At 74.3% G+C, this 19,802-nt stretch carries 6 protein-coding genes; 1 reads left to right on the top strand and 5 read right to left on the bottom strand.

Features of this window, described 5'->3' with window-relative positions; all coding sequences use genetic code 11:
- The 4 genes from ACIQUT_RS32065 to ACIQUT_RS32050 form a co-directional block, all read right to left on the bottom strand.
- A partial coding sequence (locus tag ACIQUT_RS32065; RefSeq protein ID WP_403568096.1) for an amino acid adenylation domain-containing protein occupies positions 1–13,478 on the bottom strand: 13,478 nt, incomplete at its 3' end.
- Positions 13,479–13,582: 104 nt separating this feature from the next.
- Complete coding sequence (locus ACIQUT_RS32060) at positions 13,583–15,841, bottom strand: ABC transporter ATP-binding protein (protein ID WP_403568095.1); 2,259 nt, start codon at positions 15,839–15,841, stop codon at positions 13,583–13,585.
- 248 nt (positions 15,842–16,089) lie between these two features.
- On the bottom strand, positions 16,090–16,446 hold the full coding sequence (locus ACIQUT_RS32055; protein ID WP_403568093.1) for a DUF5132 domain-containing protein: 357 nt from the start codon (positions 16,444–16,446) through the stop codon (positions 16,090–16,092).
- 403 nt (positions 16,447–16,849) lie between these two features.
- Positions 16,850–17,779, bottom strand: coding sequence for an MBL fold metallo-hydrolase (locus ACIQUT_RS32050; protein ID WP_403568091.1), 930 nt, complete (start codon positions 17,777–17,779; stop codon positions 16,850–16,852).
- Positions 17,780–17,883: 104 nt separating this feature from the next.
- Between ACIQUT_RS32050 and ACIQUT_RS32045 the strand changes: the two genes are divergently transcribed.
- On the top strand, positions 17,884–18,903 hold the full coding sequence (locus ACIQUT_RS32045; RefSeq protein WP_403568089.1) for an AraC family transcriptional regulator: 1,020 nt from the start codon (positions 17,884–17,886) through the stop codon (positions 18,901–18,903).
- Between the two features lie 118 nt (positions 18,904–19,021).
- Here the strand turns inward: ACIQUT_RS32045 and ACIQUT_RS32040 are convergent, their stop codons facing one another.
- Positions 19,022–19,669, bottom strand: a complete 648-nt coding sequence (locus ACIQUT_RS32040) for a DUF4360 domain-containing protein (RefSeq protein ID WP_403568102.1) — start codon at positions 19,667–19,669, stop codon at positions 19,022–19,024.
- Positions 19,670–19,802: the final 133 nt, after the last annotated feature.

Raw genomic sequence — 19,802 nt, 5'->3', positions numbered from 1 at the left:
CCCGCGCCCAACCGCGTGTACAGCGCCGCCAACGCCGCCTGCAGCACCATGAACAGACTCGCACCCGACCCCCGGGCCAACTCCACCAGAGCGGCGTGCAGTTCGGCGTCGATCCGGAGTTCCAGCAGGTCGCCGCCGTACGACACGGCGGCCGGGCGCGGCCGGTCGGCGGGCAGCTGCACCTGCTCGGGCAGCCCCGCCAAGGCCTCGCTCCAGTAGGCGACCTGACGGGCGAAGACGCTGTCCGTGTCGTGCTCGTCGCCGAGGATCTCGTGCTGCCAGAGGGTGTAGTCGCCGTACGTCACGGGCAGCGGCGGCCATGCGGGCGCCCCGCCGCCGCGCCGGGCGGCGTAGGCGGTGGCGAGGTCCCGGGCCAGCGGGCCCATGGACCAGCCGTCACCGGCGATGTGGTGCATCACCAGCAGCAGCACGTGCTCGTCCGGCGCGACCGCGAACAGCTCCGCCCGCAGCGGCACGTCCGAGGTCAGGTCGAAGCCGCGCACGGCCGCCTCGCGCAGCAGGACGGGCACCTCCGCCTCGCCGGCCGCGCGCACGACCAGCGGAACGGCCGCCTCGGCGGCGTCGAGCACCCGCTGGTGCGGGATTCCGTCGGTGTGCGGGAAGACCGTGCGCAGGGTCTCGTGCCGGGCCACCACGTCCGCGAGCGCGGCAGCCAGCGCGCCCCGGTCGAGGTCGCCGGACAGCCGCAGGGCCAGCGGCAGGTGGTAGGTGGCGCTCGGTGCCCCGAACTGCTGGAGGAACCAGAGGCGGCGCTGGGCGAACGACAGCGGCATGGGCTCGCGGCGGGGCCGGGGCGCCAGGGCCTGCCGTGCGGTGGCGGCGTCCTGCAGCCCGGCCGCCAGCCCGGCGGGCGTCGGCGTGCGGAACAGGGCGCGCAGCTCCAGCTCGACCCCGAGGGTCGCCCGGACCCGCGACACCAGCCGGGTGGCGAGCAGGGAGTGCCCGCCCAGGTCGAAGAAGTCGTCGTCGACACCGACCCGCGGCAGGCCCAGCACCTCGGCGAACAGCCCGCACAGAATCTGCTCCTGCGGGGTGCGCGGCGCCCGGCCGCCCCCCGCGGGGCCGGCGGGGCCGGCCTCGGGTGCGGGCAGCGCCGCCCGGTCCAGCTTCCCGTTGGGCGTCAGCGGCAGCGCGTCCAACGCCACGAACGCCGACGGCACCAGGTAGTCCGGCAACCGCTCGCGCAGGTACGCCGCCAGTGCCGCCACGGTGGCCGGCTCCGACGCCGAGGGCACGACGTACGCGACGATCCGGGTCTCGCCCGGCCGGTCCTCCCGGGCGAGCACCGCGACCTGGGCGACGCCCGGGTGCGCGGTCAGCTCGGCCTCGATCTCGCCCGGCTCGATCCGGAAGCCGCGGACCTTCACCTGGTGGTCCACCCGGCCCGCGAACTCCAGCTCTCCCCCGGCGCGCCAGCGGACCAGGTCACCGGTGCGGTACATCCGGGCGCCGGCCGGACCGTACGGGTTGGCCACGAACCGCCCGGCGGTGAGCCCGGGCCGGTTCAGGTACCCGCGGGCGAGTCCCGTCCCGGCCAGGTACAGCTCGCCGAGCACTCCGGGGGCGACCGGGCGCAGCGCCGAATCCAGTACGTACGCCCGGCAGTTGTCGATCGGGCGGCCGATCGGCACCGGCAGCGGGCAGTCGGCGGGGTCGGCCGACAGCGGGTAGGCGGTGATCACGTGGGTCTCGGCGGGCCCGTAGTGGTTGTGCAGCACCCGGCCCGGCCGGCAGGCCTGGAGGCGGCGCAGGGCACCGCCTAGGCGCATCGCCTCGCCGGCCTGGGCGACCAGTCGCAGGTTCGGCAGCTCCAGCCCGGCCTCCTCGGCGGCCTCGGCCAGCGCCTCGATCACCAGGTTGGGCGCGAACAGCTCCCCCACCTCGTGCCGGTCCAGCCAGTGCGCGAACAGTTCGGCGCTGCGGCGCTGTTCCTCGGTCGGCACGACGAGGGTCTTGCCGTACAGCAGCGCGGACAGCACCTCCTGCACCGAGACGTCGAAGCTGATCGCGGTGAACTGGGCGGTGCGCGTGCCGGGTTCGCCGCCGACGGCCCGGTGGTGCCAGGCCAGCAGGTTCAGCAGCCCGGCGGCGGGCATCACCACGGCCTTGGGCCGGCCGGTGGAGCCCGAGGTGTAGATGAGGTAGGCCGGGTGCCGCCCGTCCACGGCGACGGCCGGATCGTGCTCCGGCTGCTCCCCGGCCGGTGTGACGGCCGCGAGGTCGTCGAGCACCACGGCCGGTCGCGCGTCCTCCAGCATGTACGCGATGCGGGCGGCCGGGTAGTCCGGGTCGACCGGCAGATAGGCGGCGCCCGTCTTGAGCACCGCGAGGACGGCGACCACCAGTTCGGCGGAGCGCGGCAGCCGCAGGGCGACGACCTGCTCCGGTCCGACGCCGCGCGCGATCAGCGCGTGCGCCAGGCGGTTGGCCCTGCGGTTCAGCTCGCGGTACGTCAGGGCGGTGTCCTCGAACACCACCGCCGGAGCCTCCGGGGTTTCCCGGACCTGCGCCGCGAACAGTGCGGGCAGGTCGGTGGCGGGCGCCGGGAAGGCGGTGGCGTTGCGCGCGACCAGCAGCTCGTGCCGCTCCTCGGCGGTGAGGACGTCGATCCGGCTCAGCGGCCGGTCCGGCGCGGCGACCACCGCCGCCAGCAGCCGCAGCCACCGGGCGACCAGCGCCTCCACCGTGGCGTGGTCGAACAGGTCGGTGCTGTACTCGACCCGCCCGACGATGCCCTCGGCCGAACCGCCCGTCCCGCCGCGCTCCAGCAGGTGGAAGCCGAGGTCGAACATCGCCGTGGGCGTCCGGACCAGGAGGATCTCGGCGCTCAGCCCGCTCAGCGCGAACTCGGTGCGGGGCACGTTCTGCAACGCGAGCAGCACCTGGAACAGCGGCTGGCGGGCAAGCGACCGGGCCGGGTTCAGGGCCTCGACGACGTGCTCGAACGGCAGGTCCTGGTGCGCGTACGCAGCCAGCGCCCCCTCCCGGACCCGGGTCAGCAGCTCCGCGAAGCTCGGATCACCGCTCGTGTCGGTGCGCAGCACCAGGGTGTTGACGAAGAACCCGACGAGCTCGTCCAGCGCCTCGTCGGTCCGGCCGGCGATGAGGCTGCCGACCGGGATGTCGTCGCCCGCGCCGAGCTTGTCCAGCAGGGCCGCCAGCGCAGCCTGGAGGACCATGTAGACGCTGGCGCCGTGCTCCCGGCCCAGGCGCACCAGGGCGCCGTGCAGGTCCGCGTCCAGGTCGACCGCCAGGTGCCCGCCCCGGTAGGAGGTGGTCGCCGGGCGGGGCCGGTCGGCGGGCAGCCGGATCTGCTCGGGCAGGCCTGCCAGCCGCTCCGTCCAGTAGGCCGTCTGCCGGGCGAACAGGCTCGCGGGGTCGTCACGGTCCCCGAGGAGCCGGTCGTGCCACAAGGTGTAGTCGGCGTACTGCACCGGCAGGGGCGCCCACCGCGGCTCCTCGCGGCGGCGGCGCGCCGCGTACGCGGTGGCCAGGTCGGCGGCCAGCGGGCCCAGCGACCAGCCGTCACCGGCGATGTGGTGCATGATCACCAGCAGTACGTGTTCGTCCGCGGAGATCTCGAACACCTCGGCGCGCAGCGGCGGTTCGGCCGCGAGGTCGAAGCCGCGCGCCGCGGCCCCGGCCAGCAGTTCCGGCAGGGCCGTCTCGTCGGCCGGGGTGACCGACAGCCTCGGGCGCACCTGTCCGGCGGCCAGCACCTGCTGGTACGGCACGCCGTCCGCCGCCGGGAACACCGTGCGCAGGGTTTCGTGCCGGTCGACGAGGTCGCCGAGCGCCTCCTCCAGGGCCGCCCGGTCCAGCGGTCCCGAGAGCCGCCAGGCGAGCGGCATGTTGTAGACCGAGGCGGCGCCCTCCAACTGGCGCAGGAACCACAGCCTCCGCTGCGCGTCCGACAGCGGCAGCCGCTCGGGCCGCTCCGCCCGGGCGAGGGCAGGCCGGGCCCGGTCGGCGCCGTCCAGTCCGGCGGCCAGCCCGGCCACCGTCGGGGCCCGGAACAGGGTGTGCAGCGAGAGCTCCACGCCCAGGGTGGAGCGGACCCGGGCCACCAACCGGGTGGCCAGCAGGGAGTGCCCGCCCAGGTCGAAGAAGTCGTCGTCGACCCCGACCCGGGGCAGGCCCAGTACCTCGGCGAACAGCCCGGCCAGCACGTGTTCCCGGGGCGTGTGCGGTGCCCGGCCGGCCCGCGTCGCGGTGGACTCGGGCTCGGGCAGGGCGCGCCGGTCCAGCTTGCCGTTGGCGTTGAGCGGCAGGGCGTCGAGGGAGACGAACGCGGCGGGCACCATGTAGTCCGGCAGCCGATCGCGCAGGTGCGCCCGGAGGTCCTCCGGCCGGAGCTCCGCACCGGTGGCGGGCACCAGGTAGGCGACCAGGCGGGTGTCCTCCGCCCGGTCCTGCCGGACGGTCACGGCGGCCTGCGCGACCTGCGGGTGTTCCGCCAGTGCCGCTTCGATCTCGCCGAGTTCGATCCGGAATCCGCGGACCTTGACCTGGTCGTCGGTGCGGCCGAGGAACTCCAGGTTCCCGTCCGGGCCCCACCGCACCAGGTCGCCGGTGCGGTACATCCTCGTGCCGGCCGGCCCGAACGGGTCCGCGACGAACCGTCCCGCGGTCAGCCCCGGCCGGTTCAGGTAGCCGCGCGCCAGGCCCGCTCCGGCGAGGTACAGCTCACCGTGCACACCCGCGGGCACCGGCTGGAGCGCATCGTCGAGGACGTACAGCCGGATGCCCCCGAGCGGCCGGCCGATCACCGGGCGCGGGCTCGATTCCAGCGGCGCGACGACCGCGTCCACCGTGCACTCGGACGGCCCGTAGTAGTTCAGGCAGGACACGCCCTCGACGGCCCGCAGCCGCTCCCACAGCCGGTCCGGAACGGCCTCGCCGCCCATCGAGACCACCGCCGGACGACGCCCCGGGTCGTCCAGAAGCCCCCGCGCGACGAGTACTTGCAGGTAGGACGGGGTGGCGTTGACATAGTCCAGCCCGGCGCGCGTGACGTAGTCGACGAAGGCGTCCGGGTCGGACCAGGTCGCCTCGTCCAGGACGTGCAGCTCGTGGCCCGCGTACAGGCTTGACATCTGGTCGCAGGAGGCGTCGAACGACACCGACGTGGTCAGCCCCACCCGCAGCCGCTCCTTCGTCCGCCGGGCGAACAGCAGCGGACGCTGGCTGACGAAGAGGTTGAGCAGGCCGCCGTGCGTCGACACCACGCCCTTGGGCTTGCCGGTGGAACCGGAGGTGTAGATGACGTAGGCCGGGTGCCTCGGGTCGATGGCCACCGCGGGGTCCGTCGCCGGGCGACCCGCCGGCAGCGCGACCGCCTCCGGGTCGTCGACCACCAGCCACCCGGCGGAACCGCCCTCCGGCAGCCGGCCCCGGGTCCGGGAGTCGGTCAGCACCAGGACCGGCCGGGCATCGTCGAGGAGGTACCCGATCCGGGCGGCCGGGTACTCGGGGTCGACCGGCAGGTACGCCGCGCCGGTCTTCAGCACCGCGAGGATCGCCACCACCAGCTCGGCCGAGCGCGGCAGGGCCACCGCCACCAGCCGCTCCGGCCCCGCACCCCGCTCGATCAGGGCGTGCGCCAGCCGGTTCGCCCGCGCGTCCAGCTCCGCGTACGTCAGCGAGACATCCCCGCACACCAGCGCGACGAGGTCCGGAGTCGCCCGCACCTGCTCCCGGAACAACTCCGGCACGCTCGCGGCCGGGAGCTCCGTCGCCGGCCCGGTGCCCAGCGCCGTCAGCTCGCCGTACTCCTCGGCGGTGAGCAGACCGAACCGGCTGAGCCGCCGCCGGGGGTCGGCGACCGCAGCGCGGAGCAGCCGCTCCCACCGCCCGAGCACCGTCTCGACGGTGGCCGGGTCGTACATGTCGTCGGCGTACTCGACGAAGCCGTCGATCCCTTCCGGGGAGCCGTCCTCCGCGTGCCGCTCGGACATCGTGAAGATCAGGTCGAGCTTGGCGGTGGTCGTCGTCAGCGGCATGTCGGTGACGCGCAGCCCGGGCGGGGCGAAGTCGGCCCGGGGCGTGTTCTGCAGCACCAGCATGATCTGGAACAGCGGGTGGTGCGCCAGCGACCGCACCGGATTGAGGGCCTCGACGAGGTACTCGAACGGCAGGTCCTGGTGGGCGTACCCGGCCAGCGCGGTGTCCCGCACCCGGCCCAGCAGCTCGGCGAACGTCGGATCGCCCGAGGTGTCCGTACGGAACACCAGGGTGTTGACGAAGTAGCCGACCAGCTCGTCCAGCGCCTGGTCGGTCCGGCCGGCGACCGGGCTGCCGACCGGGATGTCGTCGCCCGCACCGAGCTTGCTCAGCAGCGCCGCCAGTCCGGCCTGGAGCACCATGAACAGACTGGTCCCGTGCGCGCGGGCGAGGTCGCGCAGACCGCGGTGCAGGTCCGCGTCCAGCCCGGCGTGCACGAAACCGCCCCGGTGCGAGGCGACCGCCGGGCGGGGCCGGTCGGCGGGCAGCTGGATCCGCTCCGGCAGATCGGCCAACTGCCGTGTCCAGTAGGCCGCCTGGCCGGCGAACAGGCTGCCCCGGTCGGTGGAGTCGCCGAGCAGCTCGTGCTGCCACAGGGTGTAGTCGGCGTACTGGACCGGCAGCTCCGCCCACTGCGGCTCCTCGCCACGGCAGCGCGCAGCGTAGGCGGCGGTCAGGCCCTGCGCGAGCGGGCCCAGCGACCAGCCGTCACCGGCAATGTGGTGGAGCACCACCTGGAGCACGTGCTCGTCCGGCGCCGACTCGAACAGCTCGACCCGCAGCGGCACATCGGCCGCCAGGTCGAACGGCCGGGCCTTCGCCGCCGCCATCACCCCCGGCAGCCCGGCCTCGGTGGTCCGGCTCACGAGCAGCCGCGGGCGGGCCGCCACGACGTCCAGCACCTGCTGGTGCGGGACGCCGTCCACCGCCGGGAAGACAGTGCGCAGGCTCTCGTGCCGCTCGACCACGTCCGCCAGGGCGGCCTCCAGGGCATGCCGGTCCAGGTTCCCGGACAGCCGCCACGCCAGGGAGATGTGGTAGTTCGCGCCGTCCCCCTCCAGCTGGTGCAGGAACCAGAGCCGCCGCTGCGCGAACGACAGCGGGATCCGCTCGGGCCGCGGGTGGGGCACCAGGGCCGGCTGCGCCTGGCGGGCACCCGCGAGGGCGGCGGCCACGCCGGCCGGGGTCGGGGTCTCGAACAGGGTGCGCAGCTCCAGCTCCACCCCGAGGGTCGCGCGGACCCGGGCGGCCAGGCGGGTCGCCAGCAGCGAGTGCCCGCCCAGGTCGAAGAAGCTGTCCTCGGCACCGGCCTCGGCCACCCCGAGGACCTCGGCGAACAGCTCGCACAGGACCTGCTCCTGCGGCGTGCGCGGCGCGCGACCGGTGTGCGCGGGAGCGAGGTCGGGTGCGGGCAGCGCACGGCGGTCCAGCTTGCCGTTGGCGGTCAGCGGCAGGCTCTCCAGGGTGACGAACGCCGCCGGCACCATGTACTCCGGCAGCCGCTCCCGCAGGTGCTCGCGCAGTTCGGCCGGGCCCGGGGCGGCGTCCGGGGCGGGCACCAGGTAGGCGACCAGCCGGGTGTCGTCGGCCCGGTCCTGCCGCGCCAGCACGGCGACGTGGGTGACGCCGGGGTGCGCGGCGAGTGCCGCCTCGACCTCCCCGGGTTCGATCCGGAAGCCCCGCACCTTCACCTGGTCGTCGGCCCGGCCCACGAACCGCAGGCTGCCGTCCGCGCCCCGCCGCACGACGTCGCCGCTGCGGTACATGCGCGCACCGGCCGGGCCGAACGGGTCGGCGACGAAGCGCCCGGCGGTCAGGCCCGGCCGGTTCAGGTAGCCGCGGGCGAGTCCGGCGCCCGCGACGTACAGCTCGCCGGGCACGCCCGGGGGCACCGGCCGCAGGTGGGTGTCCAGTACGTACGTGCGCAGGTCGGGGATGGCCGCACCGATGTGTCCGGGGGCGGTGCCGGACCGGCCGAGTGCGGCGTGGGTCACGTGCACGGTGGTCTCGGTGATGCCGTACATGTTGACCAGCCGCGGTGCGTCGTCCGGGTGGCGCTCGTACCAGCTCTCCAGCCGGGCGTGCTCCAGCGCCTCGCCTCCGAACACCACGGTGCGCAGGGCGAGTCCACGGCCGGTCTCCGGCGCCTCCCGGTCCGACTGCATCAGCTGGTAGAAGGCGGACGGCGTCTGGTTGAGGACGGTCACCCGCTCGCGGGCGAGGAGCTCCAGGAAACGGCCGGGCGAGCGGCTGGTCTCGTGGTCCACGACCACGAGCCGGCCGCCGTGCAGCAGCGCGCCCCACAGCTCCCACACCGAGAAGTCGAAGGCGTAGGAGTGGAAGAGCGTCCAGACGTCCTCGGCGGAGAAGCCGAACAGCTCCTCGGTGGTGGCGAACAACCGCACCACGTTCCGGTGCGGGACCACCACGCCCTTGGGGTTGCCGGTGGACCCGGAGGTGTGGATCACGTAGGCGGGGTGGCCCGGGTCGACGGCGACCTCCGGGTCCGTGTCCGGCTGTCCGTCCAGGTCGCAGGCGTCCAGCAGCAGCCGGTCCACCCCGTCCGATCCCGGCAGGTCGCCGGTCCCGCCCGTCGTCACGAGCAGCGACGGCCGGGTGTCCTGGAGCAGGTAGGCGATCCGGGCGGCCGGGTACTGCGGGTCCACCGGTACGTACGCGGCGCCGGACTTGAGCACGGCCAGGACCGCCACGACCAGCTCCGCCGAGCGCGGCAGGGCCAGCGCCACCAGCTGCTCCGGCCCCACACCGCGGGCGATCAGGGCATGCGCGAGCCGGTTCGCGCGGATGTTCAACTCCCGGTAGGTCAGGGTGACTTCGCCGTCCGTGAGCGCGACCGCGGCCGGGTGGGCCAGCACCTGCTGCCCGAAGAGCCCGGTGATGCTGCTCTCCGCCAGCTGCCCCGTGCTGTCGGCTCCGGCCGGCAGCAGCGCGCGGAGCTCGTCGGCGGAGAGCACGTCCACCCGGCCGATCCTCCGGCCGGGGTCGGCGGCCACGGCGCGCAGCAGCCGCAGCCACCGGTCGACGATCCCCGCCACGGTGGCCTCGTCGAACAGGTCGGTGCTGTACTCGACCACGCCCGACAGCCCCTCCGTTCCCGACTGTTCGGCCAGGATGAAGGTCAGGTCGCACTTGGCCGTCCCCGTGTGGACCAGGTCGGTCGCCACCCGCAGCCCCGGCAGGTCGAATGCGCCGAGCGGCGCGTTCTGCAGGGCGAGCATGGTCTGGAACAGGGGGTGGTGCGCCAGCGTCCGGGTCGGGTTCAGCGCCTCCACGAGGTGCTCGAACGGCACCTCCTGGTGCGCGTACGCGGCCAGGGCGTCGGAGCGCACCCGGCCCAGCAGTTCGGTGAACGACGGGTCGCCGGACAGGTCGGTGCGCAGCACCAGGGTGTTGACGAAGAAGCCGACCAGGTCGTCCAGGGCCTCGTCGGTGCGGCCGGCGACCGGCGTGCCGATCGGTACGTCGGTGCCGGCGCCGAGCTTGCCCAGCAGGGCGGCCAGGCCGGCCTGGAGCACCATGAAGAGGCTGGCGCCACCGCCGCGCGCGACGTCGCGCAGGCCCTGGTGCAGCTCGGCGTCGATCCGCACCGGCAGGTGCGCGCCCCGGTAGGACATCACTGCCGGGCGGGGCCGGTCGAAGGGCAGCTCCACCTGCTCGGGGAGTTCTGCCAGCTGCTGCCTCCAGTAGGCGAGTTGGCCGTTCAGCAGGCTGTCCGGGTCAGCGCCGTCACCGAGCAGCTCCCGCTGCCAGAGGGCGTAGTCGGCGTACTGGACCGGCAGCGGCGACCACTCCGGCTTCGCTCCCCCGGCGCGGGCCGCGTAGGCGGTCGTCAGGTCCCGCGAGAGGGGCCCCATCGACCAGCCGTCACCGGCGATGTGGTGCACCACCAGCAGCAGTACGTGCTCGTCGGCCCCCAGCCGGAACAGCTCGGCGTGCAGCGGCGGCTCCTCGGAGAGCTCGAAGCCGTGCCGGGCCGCCTCCGCCAGCCGGTCCGGCAGGTCGCGCTCGCCGGCCTCGGTCACCCGCAGCCGCGGCCGTGCCGCGTCGGGGTCCAGCACCTGCTGGCAGGGCACGCCGTCGGCCACCGGGAAGACGGTGCGCAGGCTCTCGTGCCGCTCGACCACGTCCGCCAGGGCGGCCTCCAGGGCCCGCTGGTCCAGGTCTCCGGCCAGCCGCAGCGCCAGCGGGATGTTGTACGTGGCGCTCGGGCCGTCCATGCGGTGCAGGAACCACAGGCGGCGCTGCGCGAAGGACAGCGGGACCGTCCCGGGCCGCTCACGCGCCGCGAGCGCGGGCCGGGCCCGGCCCGCCACGTCCACCGCCGCGGCCAGTTCCGCCACCGTCGGCGCGTCGAACAGGTCGCGCAGCCGCAGCTCCACACCCAGCACCGACCGCGCCCGGGCGACCAGCCGGGTGCCCAGCAGCGAGTGCCCGCCGAGGTCGAAGAAGCCGTCGTCGGCGCCGACTTCGGGCACGCCGAGCACCTCGGCGAACAGCCCGGCGAGCAGCTGCTCCGTCGCGGTGCGCGGGGCGCGGCCCGGGTCGGCGGGCTGCCGGTCGGGCGCGGGGAGGGCCCGCCGGTCGAGCTTGCCGTTCGGGGTCAGCGGCAGCGCGTCCAGCACCACGTACGCCGACGGCACCATGTGCTCGGGCAGCCGCTCCCGCAGGTGTTCGCGCAGGGTGGCGGCGGTCACCGTGGCGCCGGGCTCGCAGACCGCGTAGGCCACCAGCCGGGGCTCCTCCTCGGTGCGCACCGCGACGGCGGCCCGGGCGACCTGCGGGTGCTCGGCGAGGACGGTCTCGATCTCGCCGAGCTCCACCCGGAAGCCGCGGATCTTGATCTGGTCGTCCGTACGCCCGAGGAACGCCAGGTGGCCGTCGGCGCTCCACCGCACCAGGTCGCCGGTGCGGTACATCCTCCCTCCGCGGAACGGGTCCGCCACGAACCGTGCGGCGGTCAGGCCCGGCCGGTTCAGGTAGCCGCGCGCCAGGCCCGCACCGGCGATGTACAGCTCACCCGGCGCGCCGGCCGGCAGCGGCCGCAGGGCACCGTCGAGCACGTACAGCCGCGCGTTGGTGACGGGCCGGCCGATGACCGGGCGGGAACTCGACCCCATGGGCGCGGCCACCGAGTTGACGGTGCACTCGGACGGCCCGTAGAAGTTGACGCAGGACACCCCGTCGGCCGCCCGCAGGTCCGCCCACAGCTGCTCCGGGACGGCCTCGCCACCCGCTGCGACCATCGCCGGGCGCCGCTGCGGATCGTCCAACAGCCCGTGGGCGACGAGGACCTGCAGGTAGGACGGGGTGGCTTCGACGAAGTCCAGCCCGCGGCGCGCGGCGTAGCCGACGAAGGCGTCCGGGTCGGTCCAGGTCGCGTGGTCCAGGACGTGCAGTTCGTGGCCGGCGAACAGGGCGAGCAGCTGGTTCCACGACGCGTCGAACGACACCGACGTGGTCAGCGCCACCCGCAGCCGCTGCCGCTCGCCGAGCACCGGCGGCAAGTGCCCCTGTCGGAGGTCGGTGAGCAGGTTGAGCAGGCCGCCGTACGTCGGCACCACGCCCTTGGGCTTGCCGGTGGAGCCGGAGGTGTAGATGACGTACGCCGGGTGGTCCGGCGCGACGGCCGCCATCGGATCCACCGCCGGGTGACCCGCCACGCGTGCGGCCGTCTCCGGCTCGTCGAGCACCAGCCGGTCGACCGGGCCGGGCTCGGGCAGCCGCTCCGCGGATCCGGTGTCGGTCACCAGCAGGGTCGGTCGGGCGTCGTCGAGCAGGTACGCGATCCGGGCGGCCGGGTACTCGGGGTCGACCGGGACGTACGCCGCGCCGGTCTTCAGCACCGCGAGGATCGCCACCACCAGCTCGGCCGAGCGCGGCAGGGCCACCGCCACCCGCCGCTCCGGCCCCGCGCCCCGGGCGATCAGAGTGTGTGCCAGCCGGTTCGCACGCGCGTCCAGCTCGGCGTACGTCAGCGAGACGTCCCCGCACACCAGCGCGACGAGGTCCGGAGTCGCCCGCACGTGCTCCCGGAACAGCTCCGGCAGGCTCGCGGCCGGTGCCGCCGCCGGCCCGGTGCCGAGGGCCCCCAGCTCGTGGTGCTCCTCGGCCGTGAGCAGTTCGATCCGGCCCACCGCCTCGTCCGGGTCGCAGTCCGCGACGGCGTCGAGCAGGGCGAGCAGCCGCTGCCGGTGGGCGGCGAGGTCGTGGTCGCCGTACGCCTCCGGCGCGCCGTGGAGCCTGAGGAGCGGGGGGTTGCCGTCGCGGTAGTCGAACACCCAGACGGCGAGGTCGGTGGTCGACCCCGACACGAAGTGGTGCACGGAGGCGGGATGCCCGGCGAAGCTCGGCCTGGAGTTGAAGGCCATGATGTTGACGATCAGCGGGAACGCCGTCCCGATGCTGCCGGGCGCGCCGAGGTCCCGCAGCAGGTCCTCGCTGCGGTACCGCTCGTGCGCGACGGCCGACTCGACCTCCCGCGCCACCTGGGCGACGAGTTCGCGCCACCGCATGTCCGGCCGCACGGTCAGCCGCAGCGGCACCACGTTGGACATCGTGCCCGGTACGGACATCAGATCCCGGTCCGCGGACCGACGGGCCGTGACGGGGAGGGCGAGCACCACGTCCCGGGTGCCGGTCAGCCGGTGCGCGTAGAGCGCCGCCGCCGCGATCACCAGGCGGGACCACCGGACACCGGTCTTCCGCGCGGCCGCCCGCAGCGCGTCCGGGCGCCGCAGTTCCCGCTCCTCGGCCAGGCGGAGCGCGCGGTGCGGGTCGGTCGGGGCCGTGTCGGCGAGCCTCGTCGGCGCCGGCAGGTCCGCGAAACGCTCCGTCCAGTAGGCGCGGTCGGCGGTGAAGTCGGCCGACGCGCGGTAGGCGGCGTCACTGTCGACCAGGTCCTGCAGCGTGCCGAACGGGGACGGCGCCACCGGCCCGCCCTCGGTCAGTGCCGAGTACACGTCGGCGACCCGCTGCCGGATCAGGGCGCTGCTGATCGCGTCCAGCACCACGTGGTGGTAGTTCAGGTACCAGAGGAACCCGGTGGGCGACAGCCGGATCAGCGCGTGGCCGAACAGCGGATCGCATGCGAGGTCCAGCGGGCGCATCAGGTCCCGCTCCATCCACTCCATGGCCGCTGCGCGGGGTGCGGGCTCCCCGCTGACGTCCAGGTGCGCCGGTGCCCAGTCCCAGGTCTCGCGGAGGATCTGGCGCGGGCCCTCGCCGTCGTCGACGAAGGTCACGTGCAGGGCGTCGACCTCGTCGACCACCCGGCGCAGCGCGGTCTCGAACAGCTCCGGCTCCACCGGCCCGTGGATCTCCAGGCACTCGCCGACGCGATAGCCCGGGATCGCCGTGCGGGAGCTCTGCTCGGCGAGCCAGATCTCGTGCTGGGCCGCCGTCAGGGGAAGGGCGTCGCCGTCGCGACGGGACATGGGGGGTACCTCCAGAAATGTGGGCAGGCGTGGTCGCTGGGCGCGCCGGGCCGCGCCGACCGCGGTGGCGTCACGCGGTCGGCGGGTGGGCGCGGGTGCTGCGGTCAGGCGGTCGGTTCGCCGGCCTGGAGCTGCCAGAGGGACGCGTAGAGTCCCTGCCGGGCGAGGAGTTCGTCGTGGGTGCCCTGTTCGGCGACGCCGCCGCCCTTGTCCATCACGTAGACGAGGTCGGCGTGGCGGACGGTGGAGAGCCGGTGGGCGACGATGACCATCGTCCGGTCGGCTGCGAAGACGCGGAGGGTGCGCTGGATGGCGGCCTCGGTCTCGTTGTCCACGGCGGAGGTGGCCTCGTCGAGGATCACGACGGGCGCGTCCTTGAGGATCGCCCGGGCCAGGGCGATGCGTTGCCGCTGGCCGCCCGAGAGGGCGGCGCCGCGTTCGCCGATCAGCGCGCCGTAGCCGTCCGGCAGGGTCGCGATGAAGGGGTGCGCCTCGGCCATCCTGGCCGCCTCGGCCACGGCCTCGTCCGAGGCGCCGAAGCTGCCGTAGCGGATGTTGTCGGCGATGGTGCCGTCGAAGAGGAAGGGGTCCTGGGCGACGAACCCGATCGCGTGGCGCAGGTCGCGCCGGGGCAGGTCGCGCACGTCCTGCCCGTCGAGCAGCACGCTGCCGGATTCCGCGTCCTGGAAGCGCATCAGCAGTTTGGCGATCGTCGTCTTGCCGGAGCCGGTGGCGCCGACGAGGGCGGTGACCTGCCCGGCGGGGATGGTCAGCGAGAGGTCCTGCAGCGCCGGCGGCCGGCCGGGGTAGGCGAAGGTGACGTCCTTGAGGACGAACTCGCCCCGGACCTGCCCGGTGTCGAGCGGTCCGTCGGTGCCGTCGGCCTCGACGGGGAGGGCGTGCAGGCGCTGGACCCGGTCGTGGGCGGCCAGCGTGCGCTGGTACTGGTCGACGATGCCGCCGAGCCGGTTCATCCGCAGCATCAGCATCTGGGGCAGTCCGATGAGCGGGCTGAACACTTCGAACGGCAGGCTGCCGCCCAGTACCGCCCGGCCGCCGATCAGCAGGGTGCCGGCCATCGAGCCGGTCGTGCAGAGCCGGACGATCTCGGCATGGCGGATCGTGCTCCGATCGGTCTGCCGATCGCTCTCCCGAGAGCGATCGCTCAGCCGGTCGATGCGCGCGGCCTCGTAGTCCTCGGTGCAGAAGCTCTTGACGGTGGCGCCGGCCTCCAGGGTGTTGACCAGTTGGCTGTGCAGCCTGGCCCGGTGCTCGCCGGAGACGGCGTAGTCCGCCGCGACCTTGCTCTGGTAGTGGAACGAGAGCCAGGCGATGACCGGGACGGGCAGGAACGCGATCCAGGCGATCTGCGGTGCCAGCAGGAGGAACAGCGGCACCAGGAGGGCCAGGCCGGTGCCCAGGTGCAAGAGGTCGTTGGCGGAGGTGGCGAAGAAGGCGCCCAGCTGGCGGACGTCGTCGGTGAGTGCGCCGGCGACCCGGGTGGTCCGCTCGCCCTCCAGGTGCCGCAGTTCGAGGTGCTGCACGTGCGCGTAGGTGCGGCCCCGCCAGTCGTGCTCGATGTCCTGGCCGAGCCCGCGCCACTGGAGGTTCGAGGAGTACGAGAGGCCCGCCACGGCGGCACAGGCGAGGGCCACCAGCCCTGCCAGGCCCCAGAGTTGAGCGGACGCGGTGGTCAGTCCGAAGCGGGCCAGGGGCGCGGCCTCGCCCTTGATGAGGACCAGCGCGGTCCAGCCGAGGAAGGTTCCGAGTGCCATCTCCGAGACCTGGCAGGCGACCGAGAGCGCGGAGGCGCGGCAGAGGCGCCGACGGTGCGGCCCGACGATCTCCAGCAGGGGGTGCCGTTCGGCGCCGGACGCGGACCGCTCCCCGGCGCCTTCGACCGTCCTGCGCCAGGCCTTCCGGACGACCGCCGCGGTCGCGACCGCGACGCCGCCGAGCGCCACCAGTTGCCTGCTCAGCGCCGACCCGCGGATCAGTGCGATGCCGGCCGCCACCCCGCCGCCCACCGCGAGGACGGGACGCACGACGGAGCCGCGGTCCGGACGCGGGGCGGGTTCGGCGGCCGTCCGGGCCGACGCCGCGCGTCGCGTCCCGGCCGGCCCGTCCGCGACCAGGGCGACCGCCCTGCGCATGATCCGGCCGACGTCCCCCGCGGCCACCCGCGCGTCGTGTCGGACGAGGACCCCACCGGTGACCGGGTTGGCCCGGGCCTCTCTGATCCCGGGGACGCGGAGCAGGGCCGCGGCGAGCACTTCGGCCGCCCGGGGCCGCCCGAGAACCAGCTTGACGTCCCAGCGCTGGCGGCCCGGAATGACCGAGCGCGGGCTCGCGTCCAGATCCACGGAGCGAAATCCGGCTGCGGCACCCAGCAGAGATGGCATGTGTACGATCACCTGTTTGCGGAGGTCGCGGGTGGTCCGTCTACGGGCGCGGCGGAATTCGGCGCACGGCGGATTGCTGCGACGGAGTGGAAAATCCGAAGAGAGCAGAAATACGGCCGAAAGGCCCACGGTCGTCCACCGCGTGGACCCGTCCTCCGCGGTCGGCCGGAAGACGGGCCCGGGGGGCGGGCGGGCCGGGAATCAGGGCGTCACTGCGCCTTCCCGGTGGCGGTCGCGCGGATCCGCGGAGACCTCGCCTCACCCTCGCCGCGATCGGCTGCCTCGCCCTTCTCGCCGTTCGCGGCTCCGTTCCTCTCGCCGTTCGAGGCCGGGCTCTGGGCGGGCCGGTGGCCGTCGCCGGAGGCGATCTGCGCCGCCACCATGTCGGCAGCCACCTCGGCTGCGAGGTCGTGGATGTTCTCCCCGGCCTCATGGGCCGCCTTCTTCACCTCCATGACAACCCCGACGGACGTCTTGACGACGCCGCGCACCAGCGGCTTGAGGAGGCGCTTGGCGAGGGGCGCGACGATGAGACCGATCAGGAACGGCGGAACCAGGGGCGGCATGATGCTCCGACTTCTCTACGCAGACGGACGACAGGGGACCCCGGACACCGCGCACTCCGGAGCACGCACAGCAGGACGGACGGAAGAACCCATTTCCGGAACTCGCATTTCCCGTGCCGGGTTGAATTCCTCATCGATGGGGTACACCGCCCGTTCCGTGATCACCGTAGTCCAGCCATGTCCATCGAGGCCAAATCGCATCGGCGGGTTTCACTCATGCGAGTGCCATCCCCGTTCCGGACCGCAACGAATTGCGGTGGGTGCACCCGCCAGGTGAACCGCTTGCCCTATTTTCCTATTCCTCGTGAACGCTTTCACAGTGGCTGCCGAGTTCGCCCCCAGCCCTCCGGCGCAGGGCGCGAGTGCCGCAACAGGCCGGAGGCGATCCGGCTGACGGGAGGCGTCAGGCCTTCTCTTCCGCGGGGCGGTGCGCGGCCCCGGCGCCGAGCGCGAAGTCGGCTCCCCGGCGGTGGACCTCCAGCGCGCCCGGCCCGGCGAAGTGGGCCGGGATCACCAGCTCGCGCCGGTCGGCGGCCCGTTCGAGGATGCGGCGGCGGCTCGCTGCGGCCCCCTCCGGGTCCATGCAGAAGCAGCTGTTGCAGGAGGGGCGGAGGATCTGGACGGGGCTGTGGAGGAGGTCACCGACGAAGACGGCGCGTTCACCGCGGGATTCCAGGCGCAGCACGGCGGAGCCGGGCGTGTGTCCGGGGGCGGCCTCCAGGGTGAGGTGCTCGTCGATGCGGTGGGTGCCCTCCCACAGGACGGCCTGTCCGGCGTGGTGGAGGGGGGCGACGCTGTCCTCGTAGATCAGCCGGTCGTCCTCCCACAGCCCCTTGCCGTACCCGTTGTCCGGGCCGAAGTGGTGGTCGTCGGCGGCGGGGAGGAGATAGCGGGCGTTGGGGAAGGCCGGTATCCACTCGCCGCCGGCGCCGACGGTGTTCCCGCCGACGTGGTCGGCGTGCAGGTGGGTGCTGACGACGGTGTCGACGTCCTCGGGCCGGACGCCGGCCCGGGCCAGGTCTCCGAGGAAGTCGCCCTGCCGGTGGTGGAAGTGCGGGCTGCCGGGCCGCTCGCGCCCGCTGCCGACGCCCGTGTCGACCAGGACCGTGCGTCCCCCGCTGCGCACGACCCAGGTCTGGAGGGCGAGGACGGCCAGGTCGCGGTCGGGGTCCCAGTGGTCGGGGGCGAGGGAGGCCTCGTTGTCCTTCCACACCCGGGCGTCTGCCTGCGGGACGAGGTCGCGGGCGGGCCCGAACGGCCCCTGCCACTCCACGACCCGGATGATCTCGACGTCGCCCAGTACGAGGGGCTGCGTGTTGTTGTCGTTGTTCACACCGTCCACCGTAGGAAGGGCGGTTGAGTCGCTCAATGCGTATTCGGCGCGTACGGATACGCAGTTGTCTCAGGCTTGCGGCGGGACGGCGGTACGCTGGCGCCGTGGACGTGGTGAGCGATGCGATCTCCGCGGTGCGGATCGGGCGGCCCTCCTCGCAGCGGGTCCGGGTGCGCGGGCGGTGGTGCGCGCGGTTCGATCCGTACGACGGGGCGGGCTTCCACGTGGTGCTGGAGGGCAGCTGCTGGCTGCTGCCCGACGAGGGGCCGCCCGTCTCGCTGGGCGCGGGGGACGCGGTCCTGCTGCCGCACGGTACGGGCCATGTGTTGGCCGACTCCCCCGCCGACGCGGCGACGGTGGCGCGGGCGGTGCCCTTCGACTCGGGGCCGGACGGGGTACGGTCCGGGACGCTGTCGCTGTCACTGTCGGCCGGCCCGGGTGGGACGGTCGGGCAGAACAGGGCGGACGCGGCGCACGGGGCGGACGCGGCGCACGGGGCGGATGCAGCACACGGGGCGGAAGGGCCGGGTGTGGAGGTGCTGTGCGGCAAGTACCGGCTCGACCGGAGCCGTGTGCACCCGCTGATGCGGGAGCTGCCCGCCGTCGTCCACCTGCCGAACCGCGTGGGCAGCCATCCCGAGCTGCGGGCCGCCATCGACCTCCTGGGCGGCGAGCTGGTCGGGGTGCGGCCCGGCTCGGCGATGGCGGTGCCCAGCCTGCTCGACCTGCTGCTCCTCTACATGGTCCGTGCGTGGATGGCGGACGGCTCCCGGGGGGCCTGGCCGGCCGCCCTCGGCGACCCGGTCGCGGCCGCCGCGCTGCGGGCGCTGCACGCGGACCCGGCCGCGCCGTGGACCGGTGAACGGCTGGCCGCGCGGGCGGGGGTGTCCCGGGCCACGCTGGCACGCCGGTTCACCGCGCTGGTCGGCCGGCCCCCGATGGCCTACCTGGCCTGGTGGCGGCTGACGTACGCGGCCACCCTGCTCCGCGACACCGCGGATCCGCTCGCCGCCATCGCCCGCCGGGTCGGGTACGGGACCGCGTACGCCTTCTCGCACGCGTTCAGCAGGGAGTTCGGGACCACGCCCGGCCGCTACCGGGCCCGGGCGGCGCAGGAGCCGTGAAGCGGCGCGGGCACCGGGGCCCGCCGTGGCGCCGCTCACGGCTCCGGTCCGACGGGGCCGGACGGCTGTCGGCGGCCGTCCGGCAGGGCTCTGCGGCCTCAGCGGGCCTTCGCGGGCCTCAGCGGGCCGGGCACTCCTTCCAGGAGAAGTGGTACACGGTGCCGATGCCGCCGTCCGTGGAGTCGACGGTCATGTAGCTGACCTTCGCCGGGTCGGAGGTGCCGACCTCCGTGCGCAGCTCGGTGTTGATGTTGAGGTTGCGCTTCTCGCCGCACGGGGCGAAGACGAGGGCCTGGATGCTCGCGGTGTCGGTCACCTGCCAGTTGTCCTCGAGCGCGCCGTGGAACTGGTGGGTCCGGTAGGTGGTCTGGCTCATGCCCTGGAAGTAGTAGCTGGCCTTCTGGGTGCCGATCGCGCCCTCCGCCAGGCTGCCGAAGCCGCGGTAGTCGACCTTGGCCACCGCGTAGGTGAAGCCCTGGGGGACGTTGACGACGAGGGAGAGGAGGCAGTTCTTGCGGGCCGCGGTCACGGGGCTTTCGCCGCCGGCCTGGGCCAGGTAGTCGCTGTAGGTGACGGTGAAGGCCGAGTTGTCGGGGGCGACGGCGACGCTCGCGGTGCCGGGACGGCAGCCCGAGCCGTTGACGCTGGCGACGTCGACGGTCACCCGGCCCGGAGGAGCGACGGGCGCGGCCGTGGCCGCCGGCGACAGGGCGACCAGGCTTCCGGTCGCGGCGGCGACGGTCAGTGCGGTGCGAAGTGGCTTGATCACAGTCGCCATGGATAACCACTGCCGGACGACTGTCCACGTCCCGGGGCACGGGGGCTCACTCGGTCGGAGTCCCCGATTCACCGGCAGGAACGATTCACCCATGGCTTCCGACGGCCGAACGGCCCTGCCC

Source organism: Streptomyces sp. NPDC090445 (genome assembly GCF_044769385.1).
In the GTDB taxonomy this organism is placed as follows: domain Bacteria; phylum Actinomycetota; class Actinomycetes; order Streptomycetales; family Streptomycetaceae; genus Streptomyces.
The sequence above is the reverse complement of the archived record's forward strand: the minus strand, read 5'-3'. Positions and strand labels throughout refer to the sequence as shown.

Excerpts from the sequence above, each read along its gene's own strand:
- ACIQUT_RS32055 (WP_403568093.1), bottom strand. The coding sequence starts at position 16,446 with ATGCCGCCCCTGGTTCCGCCGTTCCTGATCGGTCTCATCGTCGCGCCC.